Below are 19,023 nucleotides of genomic sequence, written 5' to 3' on the forward strand. Positions count from 1 at the left end.
CCATCAGTTGTGTAAGTGGCACTGTTTTTTTTATACAGATTACAATCTGAAATTATAACAGTGCTATCAAAGAAGCCAAATCAGAAATCTCTATATATGGAACTAAACGCCCCTCAGGCTTCTGCATCAGATTTTTATTTCCAATGTTGAGCCAGCAAGCCTGCATTCCGCTGTAAAGCGCACCTTCTACATCCGTTTTCAGATTATCTCCTATATGCAGGATCTGATTAATGGGCAGATTCAGCCGTTCTGCCGCCAGATGGTACATGTCCGGACAAGGTTTGGAACGCCCATCCACTCCCGCCTTCAATACAAATTCGAAATAAGGGGAGAGACCACATGCTGCGGGTTCTGCATTTCCATTGGTGATCGCAACCAACGGCATTTTTTTCGCCAGTGCAGACAAGGTGTCGTGGGTCGATTCCGGCACGGCAATTTGATTACGCCAGTACATAAAACACGCCATAATCTCATCCGTGCCCCGGATCGTTTCTTGATGATCGAAACCATGATGACTGAACATGAGTTCCGCAGATTGTCTGCGCCATGATGTGACGTCATGGTAAATATCAGGTTCCCGTTCAAGAACCGCCTGACGATATATATGCAAATCTTCGCGCTCAAAGTGACGGAACTTGGTATTGTACTGCTGGATAAAACACAACACTTCTTTTTCGGTTTTATCGATTACAGGATGATTATCGTAAAGTGTATCATCCAAATCGAATGTTATCGCAAAAAACGGCGCGAGAGGCCGATAAAAACGCATTATGGTTTCCCTCGTTTGGCTCTGGGGTGCGCCACATCATAAACTTTGGTTAAATGCTGAAAATCCAGATGCGTATAGATCTGTGTCGTTGACAGGTTAGCATGACCAAGCAATTCCTGTACCGCACGCAGATCGCCACTGGACTCCAGAATATGCGTGGCAAAAGAGTGACGCAATTTATGGGGATTGATATGGCTGTTAACACCTTGCCGGATACCCCACTGTTCAAATCGTTTCTGTACATTACGGGCAGAGATCCGTTTCCCGCTCTTGCTGGAAATGAAAACCGCGTCACTTTCCGGTTCAAACAGCTCACGCATTTCCAACCAACGCTGAAGCCATTCCTGCGCCACACGACCGAAAGGCACTTTACGTTCTTTACTGCCCTTGCCGTGTACCCAGACTTCCCCGCTTTCCAAATCTAAATGGTAACAATCAAGACCAACCAGCTCAGACAAACGTAACCCCGCACCATACATTACTTCAAGCATAGTTCTGTCACGGACTGATAAAGGATCATTAAAATTGATGTTCAGGAGTTGGTTTACTTCATCCACGTCCATATTTTTAGGCAAGTGGCGTTTCTTACGGGGTGCACTGACCGCTTTAGCGGGATTGGCACCCAGTTTTCCCTGCATAACCATCCAATCAAGGAAGCTACGCAAAGCAGAAAGACGCAAGGCAAGACTGGCAGATTCCAATCCTGCCCGACGACTGCGGGAAGCAAATATCCGGACTTTAGCAGGATCAAGCCCCTGCCATTCACGTATCCCCATTTCTAATGACATTTCCGCCATAACCGCCAAGTGGTGACGATAATTGGTGATCGTCAAGGGACTTAAGCGCCGCTCAACCCGCAAGTAGTGTAAGAAAGCATCCACTGGCTCTAACAGAAGATCGATTAGCTGAGTCATGTGCGTTCAATCCATCGGGACAATAATCCTGGCAACAGCTTCGCCAATTGATCGAGAAGGTCAGTTCCCATGCCATCGTGATAATGTTGTTTATCATGGCTATTGAAAATTACCATGCCCAAATCCCCTTGTGATCCTAAAAGGGAAATCGCCACCGAGCCAACATGACGCGCCTGTGGCATCAACAACAAAATTTCTGGGCCGTGCAATGACCCAAGATAATGATTACTATCCCCGAATCGCTTAATGCGTACAGGTTCAAAAGCATAGCGGGAAATTGCCAATTCTGGAGAGTTCAGTGGTGCGCCGAGATACCATCTATCACTGAACAGCCGAATGTAACTATTACTTAACCCCAATGTTTTTGACCATGAACTCAGACAGGAAAGAAAACCCTGCAAACTCTTGGCACCAGAGAGGTCTGACAGTAATTGCAATAGATGACTAAACAGCACTTCATTCTGTTTAGCCTGCTCCACCAAATGAATAAGATCGTCTTCCAGATAACGGATACGTTTCCTCTGACGATTCATATGCCATTCCATCAAAGAGATGGACTCCCGCACTGGATGGGGAACGCGTATCCTCTCGACCATATTGGCATTGCGGATGAAAAAATCGGGATTACTCAGCAAATAATCCACTACTGTTTGATCATTCACCCTGTTTTCAATATGCAATGGATCGTTTTTTTCACCCATTTTCCAATGCCCCATATTTCAAGAATGACTCAATAAATATTGAATCAATCACAAATGAATCATACCGTCATAAACGTGGGTTGCAGGCCCTGTCATAAAGAGCGGTTTACCCAGCCCATCCCAGTGAATTTGCAGGGAACCGCCCGGAAGATCAACCCGTACCTGATTATCCAGCAGGTCTTGCTGGATACCTACAGCCACTGCCGCACATGCACCACTGCCACAGGCCTGAGTCTCACCAGCACCACGTTCGAAAACACGTAATCGAATATGGCCACGGCTCATTATCTGCATGAAACCAACATTCGTCCGCTCAGGAAAACGTTCATGGCTTTCCAACACCGGTCCCAAAACGTCCACTTCGGCTGTGTCCACATCTTCAACCTGTATGACGCAGTGGGGATTTCCCATTGTCACTACACCACAAAGCACCGTACGTTCAGCTACACGAATAATATAAGTTTTCTCAGCCTTATTGGCACGAAAGGGAACGCGCTGCGGTTCAAAATTTGGTTCTCCCATGTTGACACAGATTTGATCATCATTTGTGATGCTCAATACCATCTGACCGGCTTGCGTACTAACCTTGATATCGCGTTTATTCGTCAGCCCCTTAAGACGAACAAAACGAGCAAAACAACGCGCCCCATTGCCACATTGGGAAACTTCAGTGCCATCAGCATTAAAAATGCGATAGTGGAAGTCTAAGTCAGGATCATAGGGAGCTTCAACAACCAAAAGCTGATCAAAGCCTATCCCCGTATTCCTATCGGCCAGACGGCAGATTAACTCTGGAGAAAAATAAACATTCTGGGTTACTGCATCAACGACCATAAAGTCATTGCCAAGACCATGCATTTTGGAGAACTGCATATACGACCCCAAGCTCAATCACATTACTGACTCATTATTATTGGGCACCTATAATAGGTTGCTTCGCATCTGCTGGTTGTACTGTATCCACCTTTTTGACAGAGGAGTGTGCATCTGATGTCTCAACAGGTGGAAAATATAGGGGGCCTTTCAAGCCACAACCAACCAGAGAGAGTAATGTTATGATGGCCAGTGACCAACGGAGTTGTTTTTTCATCATATTAATGCCTGTGATTCATGCGCCAATACTCTCTATAATCGCAGCTAGGCCCTGAAAAGCAAATAGGAAATAAACATGAACGATAGCGAATTTCATCAATTGGCCGATCAATTGATGTTTCATATTGAAGAACAACTGGATAATTACGATGGGGATGCAGATATTGACTGTGAAACCAACGGTGGCGTGATGACTCTCAGTTTTGAAAACGGTAGCAAAATCATCATTAACCGCCAAGAACCTTTCCATCAGATTTGGCTGGCAACCAAGAATGGTGGTTATCATTTTGACTATCGGGATAACCAGTGGGTGTGTGACCGCAGCAGTAATGGCTTTATCTCTGTGCTGGCTCAAGCCATTACAGAACAAAGTGGCGAGTCATTCCAGTTTTCGTGATTACCTTTTATTTTCACAAAACAAGCGCCTGAAAAATAAGGCGCTTAATCCCTTACTCTGGAAGAGCCGTATCACGTTATACCCAATGAATTTCGGGATGAAACGCGAGAGCAAGGAAGCAACAACTTGAAAGACGACGGGTATATATCACTTTATGTTTATTAACTATTCTTAATATCAATAGTGATACAAAGAACGGTAAGGATCATGTGCCCCACAAGCCTCTTCCAGGTGCCCATCAATATTGAACCTTGTATCCTTGGCTTCCGAATCATCCAATGGGAACGTACCATCCACGAATGGAGTTACATGGGTACGCTCGCCCTTCTTAAGAATTTGATAGAACTGCGGTAAGTTGAAATTGATAAAGCTGGAACCATAAGTAAAGCGATCGTGCGAAGAGGAATAAAAACGGCTGATATCACGCACCAACTCTTCTTTGCTGCCTTCACAATGCGAGTAAATTTCCACCCGGTTTGACTCATCAAGAATATAAATATTGAACCCTTGTTTCTGTTCAATGTCTTCGAAAAAAAACTGGATAATACCTTCACAAGCAAATCCGTCTATCACAGGCGGCAAGTGTTTTTCCTTGGTATCAATCTTTACAGGCAAACCATGTAGCTTGGTATTGGAAATTGCACCATAGAACTCCACTGCATTTTCCAATTTTTGTACCGAAACGTTTAACCGCTCGAAGAATAAACCCCATGTTTGGCCTGAAATACGCAACGCCTTAAAACGATTGGGATCTTGGCGATTACTGGACAGGCGTAACTCGATACATTCTGATACTAATTGCTGGATACGGGTACAGATAAGCCCGCGCAAATGTCTGCTATAACAGAAAACTTCGACACCAGACGGAGGCGCAGCATCCCGATGCATTTTGCCCAATATTGTCTTCAGTGCTTCCAATACCGATTGCTCACCACTGAAATGCAGAGTTCTCACCTCATTCCATGAATTGCGATACAATAAGTCAATACTACCCACCAAACATTGCTGTGATTCACCAAAACTGAAAACATTCAGCTTCCTTAAATCAAAATGAACGACTTGGTTGGAAAATTCGACTGTTGGATCTTTTTCTAAATTAACGATGATCGCCAAATGGCGAATTTCACAAGGACTGTATAACGCTTTTGGCGTAGGTGCAGGTAAACGGATCGGAAAATGGGTAGCAATATCATTCACCAAATCACACAGTTTATACCTGTCACACTGAGTTTCCCCGTGATGCATATAAATCTGGGTTTCTTTAGTTAATAGACCATTAAAATATGTCCAGGACACTAACTTATTCAGATAACGGTTATATTCCAGCGGTTGATGACCGGTGATCGATTCTATCGTGGGGGCATGATTGTAAAGATACCAGCCACTGCGGTTTACACGCCCCGGAGGAACATAAATGAAAGTCAGATCTTGTTCTGACAAATCCGGGGATATTTGAGGATTCACCAGCGTCACTTTACCGGGCAAGGCTTCAAAAGCCGCATACAATTTGCGGGTCAATACACCAATATCCTGTGGGCTGGCACTGACGCTTAAATTGTTACGGCGGGCAAAACGGATCAGGTTGCGATAACTTTGCATCATGGTATCGAGCAATTCATTATGGGCTTCACGCACCCGCTCAATTTTCCATGAATTACGGTTATCCAGCATAGCCAATTTACTGTCATCCCAACCCCAATCACTTACTAACTGAAATATAATCTGACGACGCCATCCTGTACAACCTTTGTCATCACTGCTTTCCAGCAATTTTTCACACACTTTCAGGTAAAAACAGCGGCGCGCCAAATCCAAGCGGGTGAGATCATTCGTAGCAGTAAGGTAACGTGTGACACGCTCCAGCATCATGCTATAAGCATCAAGACCAAAGGAAACAATCGCGCCATCATGGAAATATTGTTTCATTTCCATTGCCAACAGTTTGCCGTTAGGGTATTCCCATGAATAGGCTTCCAACAACAGGCTTTTCAATACCGCTTTATAAGGCGAGTCTACGCTTTTATAAAGCTGCCAAAGACTCGCCCCAAAATATTCTTCTGCTGACAGTTCACCCAAGCCCCCCAGATCCAGCCACTCATTTGGTGTCAGAACACCTTGGGCATAGAGGGAAAGAACATATTCATCATAGTGTGCTTCTTCTTCCACTGGAACCATCGCCCACAGCAAACGTTTACCAGCCATACAGACCGCTGTGCGATAAAATTCATCAAGTAAAAGGATATGTTGGGTGGAACCACAATCTTCACCATTAAGGCTGCCACTGGCATTATGGCGAAAGCGGTTTTCATCAATCAGAAAAAAAGTGACTTCAATACCGAGCGAAGCGGCCCACTGTTCTATCAAAGAGCATTTTTGTTCCAATAGTACTTTTTCATCATGATCCAGCCAAGATTGGTGACAAACCCAAACATCAATATCAGAGGAACAACTTTGCCCGATTGAGGAGGTGCTGCCCATTGAATAAATTCCCGTAATCGGCAATTCACCATTGGAAGCATATGATAAGACACCAGAAAGCGGGCCTTCCAGATCATTAATCCAAAACTGTTGTGATTCATCAGGCGTAAAAAAACAAACTCCATGAGGAACGTTGTTTTTGATATATCCTGGCATCATTTGATGATGATAATGTAATAATACTGGAATTAAACTATAAACTTGCTTAAAAGCAGCACTCATTGAGTTAGTAGAGCGCTCTAGCCTAAGTTGGTTAATTGCATCCAGTCGCTGTTTCAGCGTTTCAATATAGAGATACAAGAGTTTCGCCTGATATCTGTTCCAGTGCCCACAGTGGTCCCCTGTTTCCAATAACTTGTCAAAGCAAGATTATTTAAAATTATTTTTACAAACTTATTGTCGGAAACGTGATCAATTTAACACCTTGCAGTCGAAGCGTAAAGTACGCAATACCATCTTTTCGCCTCCGCTGCAATAGCCGGAATACAATTAACTCATTGTAAAATATTAAGTTAATCACGAAATAGATACAGTAATTTGTTTTTTTAGAATAGGCATTATAGTTGATGGTTTTTCATATAAAGGATGCAAGGCTTTGTAAATCATCAGGCTTCTATAAATATCCCCTCAAATAATATTTTTTATTGTTAAATATTATCCGCAGTTCTTTATCATCAAGCTAAACTCTAAATAATGATTTGCTTTTAAATCAATCTGTTTGTTTATTTTCTCTATTTAAATAAAATATTATTTTAATATTTAAAATTCTTTTTATCTTATAAACTGTATATCCGTATACTATTTAGCTTTTTTCTGCCGTTCGCATCACTGGAAAAAAAGTCATTGAAATGTTAAAACTGACACTATTTTCTCACTTATTAGTGGCTAACTGGCGGCTAAAAATCCGCCATGCTTAATATACTTATCCATGACAATGAAAACCATTCGCATCGCTACTCGCCAAAGCCCATTGGCTATGTGGCAAGCCCACTATGTTCAAAAGCAACTGGAACATTTTCATCCCGAACTGAAAGTCGAGCTAATACCGATGGTCACCCGCGGTGACATTATCCTCGATACACCATTAGCAAAAGTAGGTGGCAAGGGTCTGTTTGTTAAAGAACTGGAACTGGCACTGCTTGAAAAACGGGCTGATATTGCCGTCCACTCCATGAAAGATGTCCCTGTCGAATTTCCCGACGGTTTGGGGTTGGTCACAATCTGCGAACGGGATGATCCACGGGATGCTTTTGTTTCAGTAGAATACGCCTCTCTCGATGACCTGCCCGCAGGCAGTATTGTTGGTACATCCAGTTTACGCCGCCAGTGCCAGATCCGTCAGTTACGCCCAGATCTTGTAATCCACGACTTGCGCGGTAATGTCGGTACTCGTATGGGTAAACTCGATAACGGCGATTATGATGCCATTATCCTTGCAACTGCTGGTCTGAAAAGGCTGGGGCTGGAAGAACGAATCCGCATGCCATTGGCGCCGGAATTATTGCTGCCGGCTGTTGGTCAGGGTGCGATAGGCATTGAGTGTCGGCTTGATGATCAGCAAACCCGCGAGCTACTGGAACCTTTGAATCACGCCAGAACGGAAATCTGTGTTCTGGCTGAACGAGCCATGAATACCCGCCTTGAAGGAGGCTGTCAGGTCCCGATTGGCAGTTATGCCATCTGGCAGGAAGATAAAATCTGGCTGCGTGCGCTAGTTGGTGCACCTGATGGCTCAGTGACAGTACGTGGTGAAAGAGTAGTATCACCAGAAGAGTCCCGTCAGGCTGGAGTGGAATTGGCAGAGGAATTATTGGAAAAAGGCGCGCGTCAGATTCTGACCTGCGTATATCAGAGGAATTTACCTGAATGAGTATTCTGATCACCCGCCCTGCCCCCTCAGGAGATGAGTTGGTCAAACGATTGCAAACTGTGGGGAAAACAGCCTTCAGTGTGCCGCTCATTGAAATTTATCCGGGGGTGGATTTGCCATCGCTGTCACAAAAAATGCAATGGCTATTGGCGGGAGATCTGGTTTTCCTGTTATCAAAAAATGCCGTTCATTATGCCAATGAGCAGCTTATCCAAGAAGACCAGTCATGGCCCGATAAGCTATCTTATTATGGTATCGGCAAATCAACTTCCCTGCTGTTTCAGCGACAAACCGGACTGGAAATTTGTTGGTCTGAGAAAGGTGAAACCAGCGAAGATTTACTGCAACTCCCCTCATTGCAGCAAATGAGTAATAAAAAGGTGCTATTGCTCCGAGGCAATGGTGGCCGCGAAGTGATTGCCTCTACATTAAGAATGCGGGGGGGAGACGTGGATTACTGTGAATGTTATTCACGACAACCAGTCAAATACCATGCTGCCAATTTCAGTCGTCACTGGCAGCAATATGGTATAAAAACCATCGTCGTAACAAGTGGCGAAATGCTGCAACTGTTATATAACTTAGTAACTGATAGCGATGGAAAAGCGTGGTTATTGGGTTGCTGCCTGATTGTGGTCAGCGAACGCCTTGCCGGTATCGCCCGCTCATTGGGCTGGCAAGTGATAAAAATAGCCAAAAGTGCAGATAATGACGCCTTAATGCAGGCGCTGGAATAAACCAAGATGGGATGTCCATTATGACGGAACAAAAGCAATCCACCGATGCGGTTGAGACAAAACACCCTCAGCAGCCTGAAACGGCTCCCCATAAACCCAAACGCTATGGATGGGTGGGTCATACTCTCTCAATCGCTATTTCTTTGGCAATCGGTGTTGGTGGTTTTTATATTTATTATCACAATAAACAACAGAATGTGGCCTTGAGCACAGAAAATGCCGCTTTGCAGCAGCAATTAACCTCTCTGGCACAGCAGCAATCTGCCGATAAACAAAATTTTGACACTGATCTAGAAGAGTTAAAAACTTCCTTACAACAAGCCAAAGATAAAAACCAGCAGCTAGATAACCATATAGCCACGCTTCAAACCCGTGTTTCGGCAATTTCAAATACAGATATCGAAAACTGGCGACTGGCTCAAGCAAGTGCTCTGGTTAAAATGGCGGGTCGAAAAATATGGAGTGAACAAGATGTCCCTACAGCCATTGCCTTGCTGAAAGATGCTGACCAGAATCTTGCTGAAATGAATGATCCCAGCCTAAATTACGCCCGCGCAGCGATCAGAGTTGATATTGATGATCTGACCAAAATCAAACAGCTTGATCTGGATGGTATCATCCTGACTCTGAATCAATTATCCAACCAAGTTGATCACTTACGTCTGGCTGATGAAGTGAAAAAAACCGGGCCAGAGGTGGGTAACAACCGTGATGTCACATCTTCACTTTCTGACTGGCGTGAAAATCTGACGAATAGCTGGCACAGCTTTATGGATAACTTCATTACTATCGCGCCTCGTGATAACAGTAAAGAACCGTTGCTGGCACCTAATCAGAATATTTATCTGCGTGAAAACATCCGTTCTAAGCTGCTAATTGCAGCACAATCAGTTCCCCGTCATCAGAGTAAAATTTATAAGGACGCATTAGAACACGTTGGAGAATGGGTAACGGCTTATTTTGATACCTCAACTCCAGATGCAATAGTTTTCTTAAAAAATGTTAATTTACTGGTACAACGACCACTTTCTATTGAGGTGCCTGAGCAACTGAGCAGCCAGCCGATACTGGCGGATTTAGTGCGTAAGCGTATCTATAATTTACCGCATTCTGTACAGAAAAAATCAGAAGATAAACCTCACGCTAAACCAGAAATGCCGCCGCAACAGCCGACCACCATAGAAAAATCTGGTCAGGCAGAAATATCCGTTGAGGAGAGTTGATCATGCTGAAAGTATTATTACTTTTCATTATCCTCATTGTGGGTATCGTTCTTGGTCCTGTAATGTCCGGGCATCAAGGATATGTTTTGATCCAGACGGACAGTCGCAATATCACCACCAGCATTACTGCTCTGGTAATTATGTTCCTCCTGTTACAGTTCCTGCTGATTTTCATCGGTTGGAGCTATCGTCGATTAAAACGTACCAGCTCATCCACGCATAGTTGGATCTTTGGTGGATATAAACGTAATCGGGCTCGTTCACAAACCAGACAAGCATTGCTGAAATTCGCTGAAGGTGACTTCAAGCAGGCTGAACATCTGATGACACGCAATATTGACCATTCCGAATATCCTGTCGTGAACTATTTACTGGCAGCAGAAGCCGCCCAGCAGCGCGGGGATTATTTCCGTACCAACCAATATATTGAACGAGCCGCAGAAGTTGCTGCAAAAGATCAGCTTCCTGTCGATATTTCCCGTGTACGTATCCAATTGGCACAAGGTGACGTTCATGCGGCACGCAATGGTGTGGATAAACTACTGAATCAGGCTCCCCGTCATCCTGAAGTATTGAGATTAGCTGAGCAGGCTTATTCACTTTCAGGGGCTTATCAATCTCTGATTGATATCTTGCCTTCAATGATGAAGGCCAAACTGCATAATGAAGACAAAATTCATGAAATACGGCAGCAGGCCTATGTTGGATTAATGAATAAAACCATCGCCGAAAAAGGCTGCGCAGGACTGAAAGTCTGGTGGAAAGACCAAAGTCGGAAAATCCGACATGATATCGTGCTGCAAGTCTCTATGGCAGAACATTTAATTGAATGCAATGAGCACGATACTGCCCAACAAATCATTCTGGATGGATTAAAGCAGCAATATGACGAGCGCCTCTTGCTATTAATTCCACATCTTAAGGCGAATGATACCGAAGCCGTGCAAAAAACCCTCGTTCACCTGTTCAAACAACATGGTACAACACCTTTGCTCAACAGTACTATGGGGCAAGTTGCACTACATCATGGTGAATGGGTCAGTGCTGAAACAGCGTTTAAGGCAGCCCTTGCTCAGCGGCCAGATGCCCATGATTACGCATGGCTTGCCGATGCACTCGATAAATTGCAGAAACGCGAAGAAGCCACCCAAACACGTAGTAAAGGCTTTATGCTGACCCTGAAACGCGATAGCAACGCAGAAGCATAAGACGTGTTATTTATCCTTCAGCTAACGATAAATATTCAGATTCGCATTGAATCGTTAGCTGAGGTTTCACCACCATAATCTGGTTGAAAATCAATCTCCACTTTCCTGTAGGCAAAAAAAACACCTATCAAAAAGACAGGTGTATAAATACAATCAGGTCTACAGACGGATAGTGCCTCACTCAACGTTGTGTCCGGTTTGTGATGAAAAGACAGTGATATTTACTCATCTATAACGTGGACCATAGGCACCGATAATCAGCTCTACATCATCCCGAGGTTTATGAAGTGAATACTATCATAAGGAGTGGGATGAGCATCTACAAGTTTTAGTAATGCATTTAACATGCCAACTTTTTCACTCAAAATAAATCCTTCCTATCCAGGCAGTAACTGACTTTCCATTATCAACATTTTGCTTTCACTAGGGCGTATCAAAAATACCGTCTCTCATTTGAGACGCTATGCAAGCCCATTGATAATATACATTTAAAACCAATCAGTTAAATGTCTTCTATTTGAGACATTTGGAATATGGTTTGTCGTCGAAACGCAACATCACTTAAAAATAACCTTTAAAACAAACAGTTAATGGATTAACGAAAATGATGATATTCAACTTCACATTTGAAACAATATAAAGAAATCGAAGGGGAATAGAAGAGAAAATAAAACGTTTTATAGGCAGGAAAAAATACAGAAGAAGAAATAAGAAAAAGCCCCGCTATTGCGGGGCTTCCTCAGAATCTGGTCGGCGAGAGAGGATTCGAACCTCCGACCCACTGGTCCCAAACCAGTTGCGCTACCAAGCTGCGCTACTCGCCGAAATATATCTTTTAAATCTCTTTTTTATGGTGCGAAGGGGGGGACTTGAACCCCCACGTCCGTAAGAACACTAACACCTGAAGCTAGCGCGTCTACCAATTCCGCCACCCTCGCGTTTCATAAAAAAGATGGGGTGGCTAACGAGACTCGAACTCGCGACGACTGGAATCACAATCCAGGGCTCTACCAACTGAGCTATAGCCACCATAACTACTATCTTTTTAAATAGTACTTCTTTTTAAATACTATTACTTTACAACGTAATCTTACCACGATAACTCATTGCCACTGCTCTTGCACGCTTTAAATGGCGCGCCCGACAGGATTCGAACCTGAGACCTCTGCCTCCGGAGGGCAGCGCTCTATCCAGCTGAGCTACGGGCGCTTAACGCCGTTGCGGTGGAGGATAGTACGGATTTAATGTCATACTGTCCAGTGCTTTTTTAAAAGAAATGATGCGATTGATTACGCTTTGTTCATTTAGCTGATAAAGGCATCATTTTCCACCGCAACTGATTTTACTGGTTAATAATCAGCCTTAAAAATTCATTTAATTTTTTCTGCAAATTAATTTCATAAACCAATAGGCTGACGATACAAGCAACAAAAATGCGCCCCCGACCATGAGTGAGAAACGTGTATCTGGATTAATCGCCATTCCTACCAATACACAACACAGAAAAATCAACGTCAGATAATTGACGTAAGGAAATAGAATCGATTTAAACTGATGCTGCTTCAGAGCTTCTTCATGATGCTTACGGAAACGTAACTGGCTCACCAGAATGACAAACCATGGCACCATACCGGGCAATACGCTGGCACTATAAACGTAAACAAAAACTGACTGTGGATTTGGGATTATATAATTCAGGCTGGAACCCGCGATCAAAAAACCGATAGTAATTGCTATACATTTCACCGGTACTCCATTTTTTGACAATTTCAGCAATGATGCTGGCAATTGACGGTTTTGCGCCAGGGCATACAACATCCTGCCACCACTGTACATTCCACTGTTACATCCCGAAAGTGCTGCCGTCAGAACAACAAAGTTAATGACTGCCGCCGCAGAAACAATACCAACTTTAGCAAAAGTCATCACAAACGGGCTGCCGTGCGAACCCACTTCTGTCCATGGGAACAGCGTCACAACAATGAAGATAGCACCGACATAAAAAATCAAAATACGCCATAGGATATTGTTGATCGCTTTTTTGATAGTCACCTGTGGGTTTTTCGCCTCACCAGCAGTAATACCTACCAATTCAACGCCCTGATAAGAGGCGACAACAATACAAAGCGCAAATAAGAACCCTTTCCAGCCCCCAGAGAAAAAACCACCATGTGAGGTCAAGTTACCCAAACCAAGAGGTTGCCAGTCATTACCCAAACCAAAAAAAATCAAACCAAGACCAATCAGGATCATCACAATAATCGTCGTGACCTTGATCATGGCGAACCAGAATTCCAATTCACCATACAGTCGCACAGCCGCTAAGTTAGCTAAGGCAACTAACCCTACCGCCACCAGCGCAGAAACCCACTGAGGCAGTTCTGGGAACCAGAATTCGGCATATACTCCTATGGCTGTGATTTCCGAGATCCCCACTGAGACCCACATAAACCAGTATCCCCATGCGGTCAGACATCCCCAATACGGGCTGAGATACTTATGTCCAAACGAAGCAAATGAACCCGTCACAGGTTCAATAAACAGCATTTCTCCCATTGAGCGCATGATGAAAAAGACGAAAAGCCCGGCAATAATGTAGGCCAGCAAAACAGAAGGACCAGCCCATTTCAAAGTACTTGCTGAACCCATGAACAGCCCTACACCGATGGTGCCACCCAGCGCAATCAGCTCAATATGACGTGCCTCAAGTCCCCTTTGCAGGCTCTGTTTTGAATCACTCATAAAACTCCCTATCCACTTTTATGATGTTTATATTTGCAAACAGAAAAAATACAGGCATTGATAATCAATCATTGTAAAAAAGGCTGGGATCAAAACACGTTTTGCCGATCAGTGAAATAAAAAATTATAAAATTGGAACAATGCCTGCTTGATTCGGCATCGTGATCGGAAAGAACAACTCAATCATGGTGATTTTGTGATCTGCCAACAAGGTGGTTATTTCACGTTTTTGTCAAATTTCGTTTTGACAAATACAAAGAAGCCAACCGAACAAAAAATGAAAAATGAAAAATGAAAAATGAGATGAAAACCTGCTGCATATGAATAACACACCATTGAAGCAGCAGGATTAAAACAGAAGCATTACTGGACTAGAGCTTCCCACCGTAATAATAACCGAGGAATCTTAATAAGTTAATCTGCCTGCGGATACGGCTTGGTTGTGAAAGCAAACGATACAGCCACTCCAGGCCTAAATTCTGCCAAACTTTCGGGGCACGTTTGATATGTCCGGTGAAAACGTCATACGTCCCACCAACGCCCATATACAGAGCATCATGATGTATCCTGCGGCAATCACGCATGAAGATTTCCTGTTTAGGTGATCCCATGGCCACAGTAATAATTGCTGCACCACTGGCATGGATTCGTTCAAATACCGCGTCACGCGTCTCTGACGTAAAATAACCATCCTGACTACCCACAATATTGACATTCCACTGAGTACGTAATTTGCTTTCAGTTTGAGCCAAGATATCCGGTTTCCCGCCGACCAGAAAAACGGGGGTTCCTTCATGACCCGCCCGTTCCATCAAGGCTTCCCATAAGTCCGCACCTGCAATACGAGATACATCTGCATCAGGGTATTTACGACGAATAGCACGGACAATGCTAATCCCGTCTGCATATAGGTATTCAGCCTCATCCAGCAACATATTCAGTGCATTATCTTGTTCTGCTGTGAGGACTTTTTCTGCATTGATCGCAACCAATGTGCCTGTTTTTACCTTCCCATCCTGAAAAAGATGATCAAGGAAATTCGACATATTGTGAAATCCCCAGATATTGAGGCCACGAATGCGATATTTAGGAATGTTATTCAACACCATTTCTCTTCCTTACATCCAAAACAACAGATGTTTTTTGTGGAGTAGTCAAATTACTGACAACCAACTTGCGAATCAGCCCGGCGCTTTCAAATAACCAATACAGCAATTTAGCCATAACCAGACAGAGGCCAAAGACAATACAAAAGAACACGGCACGAGAAAAAAAAGAATCTACACCTTCTCGGGCAAGAACGATCATGTTAAAAATTGCACCAAAACAGAAGGCTTGTAAAATCGCCGCCTTATAGCGATTACTTTCCTGTTTTCCTGTTTCATAGACCCAATCAAACCATTTGATAATAAAACCGACAACAATCGCCCCCAGAGGGATAAAAAATACTCCCCCCATCACTACAAGCGAGCCAATCAGCGTTGGTGAAATAGCAAGGCCAGAATGATTATTCAGCACATCCCATGTAAAGTAATTAGCCGTATTCCAGACCAAACCAGGCCGCTCTGGCCATACCCAGCTGGGAATAAAGACATAAAAATCACGGACAATCGGTGCCAGCCCCTGAAAATCTATTTTGTTATAATTATCCAGTAACAGCGCCAAGTTTTCCCACGGCGAAAAAGTATCCCGGGTGAGGTACAGGAAAGTATAAAAGGCTTCTGCGCCACTCACGTCCAAGCCATAGCGTTTCAAGGCCAGCCAGAACATGCCAACGACCCCCATAACACCTGCTGCAAGCAACATCCACAGCGTGATCCAACCACGGACAATGCCAATAAACAAGAACAGTGCAAACGCGATAATAATGTTAGCCCGTGTTCCCCCGACTATCACATAAGTCAGAATCCCAAACCCCACCGTTCCTACCAGAAAGCACAACCAACGAATTTTGGTCGGTTTCAGGAAAAATACCACCAACATGGCAGGGATGAAAAAATAGAAGAATCGCTTGAGTGCCACGCCGGAAACTTGGCTGGAAAATATCTGGCTGTAAGATTGCAATTTGAACAGCAAAAAACCATTCTGCATAAAGAACGAACCCACTGTAACGATAGCAATACCAGCAAGTAACAGCCAAGTCAGATTAGTTTCCACCCGATTCATAGTGAACAGAGGCTTACGCAACCCAGATACGGATGATGTTTCTGATTCTATATCACTATTTCTGCCAGTTTTATGAACTATACGCTTCTTGTAAGAAATACGGGTCTTGTAAGCCACATAGTAAATGGCATAAAAGCAGCCTGACGCTAACATCGCCTGCAGCAAAGAATCCACTGGCACAACTTGTACATCAAACTTGAAAACCAACATGCTCGTCAGCGGGAAGCCAAAATAAAATGTCAGCAGATACAACAAGGAAAAGAAAACATTAAAGTTAAAGCGGACACGCCGAAATTCTTGATACGTCAAAGTCAGGATAAAGACCAACGAGATCACGTAAACGACAAATAGCCCACCGAATTGTGTCAAGGTCATTGATACTCTCCAGATGCAGCCGATAGGGCAGCTTGCCACCCCTCAATAAAATTGGGATCAAAAAAAGCTATCGCCTTTTTATCGAGGGACAGCATCTGACGCTGTGCTTCCTGCACCCAGGGTTTATTCAGTTCATCACCATCAAACAGAACAGGAACCTGCTGTTCCATTAAATCATGCCAGAATGGATTCTGGCGGCTCAAAACAAACGGAATGCCAAATTGAATCAACAAACAGAGTGTTCCAATACCCTGCTGGCGGTTGAAAATGAAATAACCCAAATCGCATTGGTGCAATAATGATAAATATTCGCCAAACGCCATTTGATTTTTCAGGATACGGACATTTTGTTCTGGAAACAGTGACAATGCGGCTTGCTCCACACGGTGGATATAAACTTGATTATTATCGGGATAGCCCATTGGCATGATGACCCGCGCCTCATCACCAAACTGGCGTTGGATCTTATGTAAGGCGTCAATATGGCGGTTGGATTGATCTCCTGAATTTCCTAATAAGATAGTGACCCCTTCAGGAGAGAGTATTTTTTCCGTTACCGTGAGCGCAGAGTCCATGCGAGTGGGGAAATAGAGTAATGATGATGGTGTATCTGGTTTTGACTGCTCAGAATAACGGGAAACATGCTGGAAAAAATGCTGAAGATCACCGCGCGTGGCAAAAATATGCCCTACCCGCTTTTGTGCCAGACGACGAAACAAATAGAACAAACGGAATTTCAGTTGGCGGGATTCTTCATATAAATCAGCTCCCCATATATGCCACAAAAATTGATGTCGCTTAATTTTACCCACCAATAGGGCTATCCATAAAGCAGCATTAAACTGACCATGGAAAAAGAAACGGGTTGTTCTGTTTCCTTGTGCTGTCTCGATCACTGCCCGTGACAGAGCAGATTTGCTGTCATACACCGAGATTGCCAAGTTAGGATAATTTGATAGCCATGTGTGGTCTTTAGATACCACCATAAAACACGGTTTGACTGGGAAGTTCATTTTTCGGGTCAAAACGTCATTAAAAAAATTCAGTAACGTTTGATTATGATGCGGGATATCCGATCCCAAAACGTGAATTAGGGTTGTCATGCTCGCCTGCGATAAATAATAAATACGCTACAACAAAGAATGAAATAAACAATGTAAGTTGCCATATATGACTGAGCCGCCCCCAATGCGCCGTTCATCGGTATCAACCAATGGGAGAACCCCGTCAGCAGAAGAAATTGACTGATTTCAGCCAGTACATAAAAACGCAGGGCAGCTTTCGCTATCACCAAATAACCAAAAACATAGGCACCCACTTTCAACATATCGCCTACCGACTGCCATACAAATAAATCCCGCATTGCGGTAAATTCATCGGAAAACAACAGCCAAATGACAAAATCACGCAACAACCAGACTGAGAAGCTGGCCACCGCCACAGCAGGTAAAACAAATTTCAGCGCTTTCACAATTTCGCGGCTGATTTCTTGCTTATTTTCCAAACGAGCGAGTGTCGGCAAGAGATAGACAGTAAAAGATGCAGTAATAAATTGTAAATAAGCATCCGAAATACTACTCACTCCCTGCCAAATTCCAACCTCTTCCCAGCTATAACGTGCCGCCAGCAGGTTCCGCATCATGATATAAGCGACTGGCAGAGTCATGGAAGTCAGCAGCGCCATCAGGGTAAATTTTCCCAAATGGCTCGCAATAGCGCGATCCCACATGGGTTTCAATGCCGAAAAGGCAATAACCTTACAATGTAGGATCATCACCCCCGCAGGCAAAACCACCAACGCAGGTACCAAAGCCAACCCAGCCAATGCCCCTTCATAACCTCCCAGCCAATAACAAAGGCTATAAGCAATGACACCCACTAAGCTGCCAAGAATAATGGCAAGTGCATTGCCCTGAGCATCTCTGAAACCTTTCAAGATTGCCAGAAAATAATTGGCGTATGCGATCCCCATCTGAATAAATGCGAGCACCTGCACAACCGTTTTGTAACGGTTGTGACCAAACAATCCCGCACTGATGGCATCACTGAACAAGAGAAAAATTACTGCCAGAAGGGTCGAAAAACCCAGAATGATCGAGGACGATGTACCCAATACAGATTTAATCCTTTCTGGTTGCTGATGATATTCCGCAACGTATTTGGTAACACCATTAAAAATCCCTGCGCCAGACAATACGCCCAGTACGGTAATAAGTTGGCGGAAGTTGCCTGCTTGCCCCACACCTGTTGGGCCAAAAGACACTGCGAGCAGTTTAATGACCAGCAATCCCACACCGATTTTGATCAGTGTGGAACCCGCAGTCCAGACAGAAGCTTTAGCAAGTGACATA

General features: G+C 43.9%; 16 protein-coding genes and 4 tRNA genes. 5 read left to right on the forward strand and 15 right to left on the reverse strand.

The genetic code is table 11. The features are described from left to right. Positions 1-52 precede the first annotated feature (52 nt). From yigB to lptM, 5 genes are read right to left on the reverse strand one after another with little or no spacing between them, the layout of a single operon-like run. Positions 53-769: a 5-amino-6-(5-phospho-D-ribitylamino)uracil phosphatase YigB gene (yigB, locus tag AC5JQI_RS17855; RefSeq protein ID WP_493913143.1), complete on the reverse strand. Its 717-nt coding sequence runs from the start codon at positions 767-769 to the stop codon at positions 53-55. After that, positions 769-1,683, reverse strand: coding sequence for a tyrosine recombinase XerC (gene xerC, locus AC5JQI_RS17860; protein ID WP_493913144.1), 915 nt, complete (start codon positions 1,681-1,683; stop codon positions 769-771). Before xerC ends, yigB begins: the two co-directional genes overlap by 1 nt. Continuing rightward, positions 1,680-2,384, reverse strand: coding sequence for a DUF484 domain-containing protein (locus tag AC5JQI_RS17865; protein ID WP_493913145.1), 705 nt, complete (start codon positions 2,382-2,384; stop codon positions 1,680-1,682). The genes xerC and AC5JQI_RS17865 overlap by 4 nt, the downstream gene beginning before the upstream one ends. Positions 2,385-2,432: 48 nt before the next feature. Beyond that, positions 2,433-3,257, reverse strand: a complete 825-nt coding sequence (gene dapF, locus AC5JQI_RS17870; protein ID WP_493913146.1) for a diaminopimelate epimerase — start codon at positions 3,255-3,257, stop codon at positions 2,433-2,435. Between the two features lie 37 nt (positions 3,258-3,294). Beyond that, positions 3,295-3,474, reverse strand: coding sequence for an LPS translocon maturation chaperone LptM (gene lptM / locus AC5JQI_RS17875; protein WP_493914728.1), 180 nt, complete (start codon positions 3,472-3,474; stop codon positions 3,295-3,297). Between the two features lie 78 nt (positions 3,475-3,552). On the opposite strand from lptM, the gene cyaY reads away from it, so the two are divergent. Continuing rightward, positions 3,553-3,873, forward strand: coding sequence for an iron donor protein CyaY (cyaY, locus tag AC5JQI_RS17880; RefSeq protein ID WP_237385607.1), 321 nt, complete (start codon positions 3,553-3,555; stop codon positions 3,871-3,873). Positions 3,874-4,050: 177 nt separating this feature from the next. Here the strand turns inward: cyaY and AC5JQI_RS17885 are convergent, their stop codons facing one another. After that, the gene (locus tag AC5JQI_RS17885; RefSeq protein ID WP_493913147.1) at positions 4,051-6,651 is read right to left on the reverse strand and encodes a class I adenylate cyclase; all 2,601 of its coding nucleotides are present in this window, start codon (positions 6,649-6,651) and stop codon (positions 4,051-4,053) included. Between the two features lie 628 nt (positions 6,652-7,279). Between AC5JQI_RS17885 and hemC the strand changes: the two genes are divergently transcribed. Genes hemC through hemY form a run of 4 tightly spaced genes read left to right on the forward strand, consistent with a single transcriptional unit; the run spans position 7,280 to position 11,389 of the window. Beyond that, positions 7,280-8,221 (forward strand): hydroxymethylbilane synthase, encoded by a 942-nt coding sequence (gene hemC / locus AC5JQI_RS17890; RefSeq protein ID WP_493913148.1) that lies wholly within the window; start codon positions 7,280-7,282, stop codon positions 8,219-8,221. After that, positions 8,218-8,958, forward strand: coding sequence for a uroporphyrinogen-III synthase (gene hemD, locus AC5JQI_RS17895; RefSeq protein ID WP_493913149.1), 741 nt, complete (start codon positions 8,218-8,220; stop codon positions 8,956-8,958). Before hemC ends, hemD begins: the two co-directional genes overlap by 4 nt. Before the next feature lie 20 nt (positions 8,959-8,978). Continuing rightward, positions 8,979-10,181 carry a uroporphyrinogen-III C-methyltransferase gene (gene hemX / locus AC5JQI_RS17900; protein WP_493913150.1) on the forward strand — a complete coding sequence of 401 codons (1,203 nt, stop codon included), beginning with the start codon at positions 8,979-8,981 and terminating at the stop codon, positions 10,179-10,181. Between the two features lie 2 nt (positions 10,182-10,183). Continuing rightward, positions 10,184-11,389, forward strand: coding sequence for a protoheme IX biogenesis protein HemY (gene hemY / locus AC5JQI_RS17905; RefSeq protein ID WP_493913151.1), 1,206 nt, complete (start codon positions 10,184-10,186; stop codon positions 11,387-11,389). 747 nt (positions 11,390-12,136) lie between these two features. On the opposite strand, the gene AC5JQI_RS17910 is transcribed toward hemY, so the two are convergent. The 9 genes from AC5JQI_RS17910 to wzxE form a co-directional block, all read right to left on the reverse strand. Then, positions 12,137-12,213 (reverse strand) — tRNA-Pro (locus tag AC5JQI_RS17910). A 27-nt stretch (positions 12,214-12,240) separates the two neighbouring features. Next, a tRNA-Leu gene (locus tag AC5JQI_RS17915) sits at positions 12,241-12,327 on the reverse strand. 15 nt (positions 12,328-12,342) lie between these two features. Then, positions 12,343-12,418: transfer RNA gene (locus tag AC5JQI_RS17920), tRNA-His, on the reverse strand. A gap of 103 nt (positions 12,419-12,521) precedes the next feature. Next, positions 12,522-12,598 (reverse strand) — tRNA-Arg (locus AC5JQI_RS17925). Between the two features lie 165 nt (positions 12,599-12,763). Beyond that, complete coding sequence (gene thrP, locus AC5JQI_RS17930) at positions 12,764-14,131, reverse strand: bifunctional threonine/serine APC transporter ThrP (RefSeq protein WP_323855310.1); 1,368 nt, start codon at positions 14,129-14,131, stop codon at positions 12,764-12,766. A gap of 371 nt (positions 14,132-14,502) precedes the next feature. Further along, on the reverse strand, positions 14,503-15,240 hold the full coding sequence (wecG, locus tag AC5JQI_RS17935) for a lipopolysaccharide N-acetylmannosaminouronosyltransferase (RefSeq protein ID WP_493913152.1): 738 nt from the start codon (positions 15,238-15,240) through the stop codon (positions 14,503-14,505). Beyond that, positions 15,227-16,672, reverse strand: coding sequence for an ECA oligosaccharide polymerase (gene wzyE, locus AC5JQI_RS17940; protein ID WP_493913153.1), 1,446 nt, complete (start codon positions 16,670-16,672; stop codon positions 15,227-15,229). Before wzyE ends, wecG begins: the two co-directional genes overlap by 14 nt. Further along, positions 16,669-17,775, reverse strand: a complete 1,107-nt coding sequence (locus AC5JQI_RS17945; protein WP_493913154.1) for a TDP-N-acetylfucosamine:lipid II N-acetylfucosaminyltransferase — start codon at positions 17,773-17,775, stop codon at positions 16,669-16,671. Before AC5JQI_RS17945 ends, wzyE begins: the two co-directional genes overlap by 4 nt. Beyond that, positions 17,772-19,022 (reverse strand): lipid III flippase WzxE, encoded by a 1,251-nt coding sequence (gene wzxE / locus AC5JQI_RS17950; RefSeq protein WP_493913155.1) that lies wholly within the window; start codon positions 19,020-19,022, stop codon positions 17,772-17,774. The genes AC5JQI_RS17945 and wzxE overlap by 4 nt, the downstream gene beginning before the upstream one ends. Position 19,023: the final 1 nt, after the last annotated feature.

This window comes from Xenorhabdus sp. XBWT (genome assembly GCF_059072735.1).